Raw genomic sequence first — 3212 nt, forward strand, 5'->3', positions numbered from 1 at the left:
CCTTAAGCATGATTTTCTGTTCGGTTGGTTGCTCCAGTTTCGAGCCGTGACTTCAAGAAGGGACCGTTGTGAATTCGGCATCCTCGGCCGCGAGCGCCGTGATCCATTTGAGGAAGCTCTCAATTCGCTCGTCGCCCTTGCTACGGCAACGCATCTTAGATGACCTCGGTCCTCTGGCTTTCTGCTTCCGCTTGAATGTGGGACTTGGGCGGTTTCAACTAAGACTGAGCTGAACGGCCGGCCGTATGATCTGGTCGCTGTCGCCGGCGGCAGGAAGCACCTGACCTGGACGGCCTACGCCGACGCCATTCGCATGGCCGTTGGTGGAGTTCAGAAGGCGACCGACCTGACGCAGTCGGAAGTGCTGGTGCTGATGTGCAGCGCCTACTTCCGGCCGATCACCGCGCGGAACTGGCGAGCTCTTCCGCAAGGAGATAAGCCGCGACCTGATCGGCAACCTGCGTTCCTTCGGGCTCAATGAACTTTAACATCTGCTGGCGGCGCAACTGGCGTCGGACGATAACATTGCCGGCAGCATCATCGCATGAATCTGAAACACGACTTCGCAAGGTCGATGCCAACGGTAGAGATTTCTTCCATTCGAACGCTCCCTGTTTGTCCATCCTAACCGATGCCAACCTGGCACCGGCGGAGCGGAAGCCTTCCATCCCATCGATTTGCAACTGCTCTTGTTCCGACCCCAAATGGGATAGCACGAGGCCTTAGACAACGTGGCTGCCGCGCGCCTTTAGGTATCCGGTGGCTAAAGCCCGAACCAATCAAATCCCATAGTAGTTTATCTTCAAGCCGGCCCTCGGCCACGGCATCTTGATGAGCTTGCCGGTGGTTGAGAGGGTAATGTAGGCTGTCTTGAGGTCTTGGCCGCCGAAGCAGATGTTGGTCGGCAACGGGTCCAGTAACGGAACAAACTCCACGTGGCTGCCGTCCGGCGCGATCACCTCGATGCCGCTGCGGATCAAATTTGTGACACATATGTTGCCGTTCTCTTCGATCGCCATCGAGTCGTAGCTGGTGAAATCGTGAGGCCCCTTCATGTAACGACCGAAATGCGGCGAGGACGGAGTGATGACGCCGGGTGCGGCGATGTTGTACGCCCAGAGGTTTCCGGTGTTCGTCTCCGCTACGTAGAGAGACTTCTCGTCGGGCGAAAGGCCTATGCCATTCGGCATTTCGCTCGGGAACACAACTTCTTTGATCTGGCTCCCATCAGCCATTGCGTAGTAGACGCTGCCAATATCGAGGTCGCGTTTGCGGCGCTTGCCGTGTTCGGTGAAGTAGAAGCCGCCTTGCCTGTCGAAGACGAGATCGTTGGGGCCTTTGAGAGGTACATCGCCACATCTGTCGTACAGAACTTCGACCTTTCCCGTGTCGATGTTGATCCGTTCTATGCGGCCACCGCTGTAGTCGTCGGCCTCCCGGGTGGGAAACTGCCCGCCATTCTTGATTTCCCAATGGAAACCGCCGCTGTTGCAGATATAGAGATAACCGTCAGGGCCGATCGCCGCGCCGTTTGGGCCGCCGCCGGGCGATGCGATAACGGTTTTGCATCCGTCGGTACCTATGCGCGACACCAGACCTGAGGCGATTTCGACGACGATTATCGATCCGTCGGGCATGAAGATCGGCCCTTCCGGAAAGGCAAGATCTGTCGCGATGACCTCGAAATCAGCGCTCATGGTGTCCTCCCAAGAATTAGCTGATGTGTTCTTTGAGCGCTGTGTCAGCGCATGTTACCGCCGCCATTGACGTCGATCGTCGCACCGGTGACAAAGCCCGAAAGGTCAGATGCGAGGTAGAGCATTGCGCCCGCAGTATCCTCGGCCTGTCCGCCGCGGCCAAGAGGGAGCGCTGCGATCATCTGCTTTCGCGTATCGGCGTCGAGCCGACCCTTGAAGATGTTGGTCTCCGTGAAACCGGGAGCGACGGCGTTGACGCGAATACCGTCTTCAGCGAATTCGCGCGCCATCGATTTCGTAAGGCCGATGAGAGCTGCTTTCGTTGCGGTATAATGGGCGCCGCCGAAACCTCTTCCACCCCGCTGACCGGCCACTGACGAAACGTTGATCACATTCCCGTTTTTGGCTTCGCGCATCGCCGGGAGAAAGGCCTGTGACATACGGATCGCGCCGTAGACGTTGACGTCCATGATGGCCCGCCACTGATCCAGGCTCGTTTCAAGAAAATCGCTGTGCTCGGCAAAGCCGGCGTTGTTGACCAGGACGCTGGGTGCGCCGAAGCGCGATATCACCTCTTTTCCTGCGGATGCGCATTCCTCGTCGCTGGTAACATCGCACACAATTGAAAAATGGCCGGATCCCTCAAGTTCGTGAACTGTCTGTGCCACGCTGTTCTCGTCCAGGTCGAGAGCCGCGATTCGCGCGCCGTGCGCGGCAAGCAGTTCTGCCGTCGCCCGTCCTATGCCGGAGCCTGCGCCGGTGATGACCACTGTTTTCCCAGACATCAGCATGGCGGGTTCTCTCAATGACGGCTTTCAAGGATCATGTCGGCGGCCTTTTCCGCAATCATGTACGTGGGCGCCTGCGTATTGCCTGAAGGCATCGTCGGCATGACAGACGCATCGACGACCCGGATATTCTCCAGCCCGTGGATGCGCAGATGATCGTCCACGACCGCAGTCCGGTCGGTTGCTGGACCCATCTTGCAGGTGCCGATGAGGTGGTAGACCGAAAACCCGTATTGCCGAACGAAGTCGAGGATTTCGCTTTCGCTTTGGACAGCGGGGCCTGGAAGCTCTTCCTTCTCGACAAACCTGGCCATGGCAGGGGCTGCGAAAAGCTTGCGGACAAGCCTGAAACCAGCCATCGCGACAAGCTGGTCGCGCGGGTCGCCGAGATAGTTCGGGTTGACGACAGGTTGGGCTAGAGGCGAGGCGGACGTGATACGGACGTGGCCTCGGCTCTCGGGGCGCTGTTGATAGGCACCGCACGTCATTCCGGGGAAGTCGTCGAGCAGGCCGATGTAGCCCTGCTTGTAGCTTGCAGGGGTGAACGTGACCTGCAGGTCGGGAAAGTCGAGCGCCTCGTCGGACTTCCAGAATATGTGCCCCATTGCCGGCTGCAGGCCGAGGACCGACGGCCTGCCTAACATCCACTTGGCGATCTCGAGGCCAAGCCTTGGTCCGCGGGCCTTTTCATTGATCGTCAGCGTTCCTTTGACGCGTGCGACCATTC

3 protein-coding genes and 1 pseudogene are annotated in these 3212 nt (G+C 58.7%); 1 reads left to right on the forward strand and 3 read right to left on the reverse strand.

Annotation, left to right across the window (positions count from 1 at the left end; genetic code table 11):
* Positions 1–220 precede the first annotated feature (220 nt).
* Positions 221–464, forward strand: a pseudogene (locus tag EOA60_RS39215) (SMC-Scp complex subunit ScpB); the annotation flags it as partial.
* Positions 465–779: 315 nt separating this feature from the next.
* Here the strand turns inward: EOA60_RS39215 and EOA60_RS25475 are convergent.
* The 3 genes from EOA60_RS25475 to EOA60_RS25485 all read right to left on the reverse strand — a co-directional run.
* Complete coding sequence (locus EOA60_RS25475) at positions 780–1697, reverse strand: SMP-30/gluconolactonase/LRE family protein (protein WP_127335669.1); 918 nt, start codon at positions 1695–1697, stop codon at positions 780–782.
* A 44-nt stretch (positions 1698–1741) separates the two neighbouring features.
* On the reverse strand, positions 1742–2488 hold the full coding sequence (locus tag EOA60_RS25480) for an SDR family oxidoreductase (protein WP_127335668.1): 747 nt from the start codon (positions 2486–2488) through the stop codon (positions 1742–1744).
* Positions 2489–2499: 11 nt separating this feature from the next.
* Positions 2500–3212: GMC oxidoreductase (locus tag EOA60_RS25485; protein WP_128312092.1), on the reverse strand; the 713-nt coding region annotated here is incomplete at its 5' end.

Origin of the sequence: Mesorhizobium sp. M1A.F.Ca.IN.020.06.1.1 (assembly GCF_004023265.1) — a bacterium.
GTDB lineage: Bacteria > Pseudomonadota > Alphaproteobacteria > Rhizobiales > Rhizobiaceae > Mesorhizobium.